Origin of the sequence: Actinomadura sp. NPDC000929, assembly GCF_040492065.1 — a bacterium.
GTDB lineage: Bacteria > Actinomycetota > Actinomycetes > Streptosporangiales > Streptosporangiaceae > Spirillospora > Spirillospora verrucosospora.
The window spans coordinates 1-1,999 of record NZ_JBEUPA010000321.1 but is presented as its reverse complement, the minus strand read 5'-3'; the positions used below and the strand labels follow the sequence as shown (position 1 = coordinate 1,999).

Here is a 1,999-nt window from a genome sequence, read left to right as displayed (position 1 = left end):
TGGTCCCGGCGACCGGGGCGAGGTCGGTCGCGTCGACGGTCACGATGATCGTGTAGACCGCCGTCTCCTTCGGCCCCTCCTTCGGGACCGTCACAGGGCGCGTCCGGCGCGCCCGTCTCCAGGATCCGGCCGAGCGTCACCGCCAGCCGCAGGCCGCTGCCGCCCATCCCGTGCACGAGCGTGCGCAGCGCCGGCTGCAGCCCGTGCAGGACGTAGGTCAGCGCGCCGATCACCGTCCCGGCCGTGGCGCCGCGCCGCATCAGCCACGGCGCCGCCGCGAGGACCAGCAGCAGCGGCAGCCAGCCGCCCACCGCCAGCGCGACGGCGCGCACCGCCGCGAGCCGCGCGACCGCGCGCCCGGCCGCCGCCTGCGCCTCCACGGCGGCGCCCAGCTCCTCCCGCAGCAGGTCCTCGCCGCCGCACCCGACGGCGTCCCGCAGCCCGGCGGCCAGGGCGGCGGTCCGCTCGGCGATCTCCTCCTCGCCGACGACGAGCTCGCGCTGCCGGGCGGCCGCCCTCCCGAACACCGCCCCGAACAGCGCCAGCCCGAGCACCAGCGGAGGCAGCACCAGCGCGGCCACCTCCGGCGCCATCGAGGCCAGCCCCAGCAGCGCCGCCCCGGCCGCGAACGCGAACCCGCGCGCGACGACGAGCAGCCCGCCGAGGGTGTCCCGGACGATCTCCACCTGGTGGGTGAGGCGCGCGACGGCCCCCGTGTCGGGCCGCCCCCGCAGCGACCGGTGCAGCGCCCCCGTCGCGACCCGCCTCACCAGCTCGTCCCGGAACGGCTCCACGATCGCGGCCAGCGCCGGATACAGCCGCCGGCTCCCGGCCGCCCCCACCAGCGCCGACACGGCGAGCACGCCGAGCCAGGCGGCGGCGCCGGACGTGCGCCCCGTCCGGAACGCGTCGACGGCCTCCCCGACGGCCCGCCCGAACACCGCCGTGGGAACGGCCTCCACCGCCGACCATCCGGCGGCCCGCGCCACCGCCCGCGGCCGTGCCCGGACGGCGTCCCCGGCGCCGCGCCACAGGACCCGCGCCGCCTCCCGCCGCCCGATCACGCCGCGCCCCCGAACACGGCGCGGTAGTCGGGATCGGCCCAGAGGGCCCGGTGGGGGGCGACCCGGCGGACGCGGCCCTCGTCGAGCCAGACGACCAGGTCGGCGCGGGCGGCGGTGGAGGCGCGGTGCGCCACGATCAGGCGGGTCCGGTCGGCGAACCGGTCGAGCAGCGCGTCGGTGATCTGCAGCTCGGTGACGGTGTCGAGGCTGGAGGTCGCGTCGTCCAGGACGAGGACGCGCCCGGCGTGGGCGAACGCGCGGGCCAGGCCCAGCCGCTGCAGCTCCCCGCCGGACAGCGGCGCCTCCGCGAGCGGAGTGCCGTAGCCCTGCGGGAGGCGGCGGATGAAGCCGTCGGCGCGGGCGGCCCGCGCCGCCTCGCGCAGCCAGGACTCCGGCGGGCGGGAGGGGCCGAAGGCGATGGCGTCGCGGACGGTCGTCCCGAACAGCGCGGGCCGGGCGAAGGCGTAGCCGATCTCGCGGCGTAGCGCCGTCCGGTGAAGGCGGGGGAGGGGCGTGCCGTCCAGCAGCACCGTGCCGCGGTCGGGGTCGGCGAGCCGCCCGGCGAGCGCGGCGAGCGCGGAGGCGCCGGACCCGGAGCGCCCCACGACGGCGACGGCGCGCCCGCCGGGGACGGTGAGGTCCAGGCCGTCCAGCGCGCCGCGGACGGTGACCCCCCGGAACTCCAGGCCGCCGGGGCCCGGCGGGGCCTCGCCGGTGCCGTGGCGCAGAGCGGGCCACGCGAGGATCTCCGCGGCGCGGCGGGCGCCGGCGCGGGCGCGGCCGAGGCGGAGCAGCTGGGTGAGGACGGGCCCGAACCCGGCGGCGAGCCCCGCGTACTGGACGGCAGCGTCCGGGTGGTGCGCAGCGCCGGGACCTCGTGGGCGTACCGGAGCTGGAGCAGCTGCGCGACCCACTCCACGTCCGCCAGCCCGCCC

At 80.0% G+C, this 1,999-nt stretch carries 1 protein-coding gene and 1 pseudogene; both read right to left on the bottom strand.

Annotated elements, in window-relative coordinates:
* Positions 1-1,064 (bottom strand): annotated as a pseudogene (locus tag ABWI04_RS42625) (ABC transporter ATP-binding protein); the annotation flags it as partial.
* On the bottom strand, positions 1,061-1,978 hold the full coding sequence (locus ABWI04_RS42620; protein WP_353835968.1) for an ATP-binding cassette domain-containing protein: 918 nt from the start codon (positions 1,976-1,978) through the stop codon (positions 1,061-1,063). The pseudogene ABWI04_RS42625 and the gene ABWI04_RS42620, both read right to left, overlap by 4 nt.
* Positions 1,979-1,999: the final 21 nt, after the last annotated feature.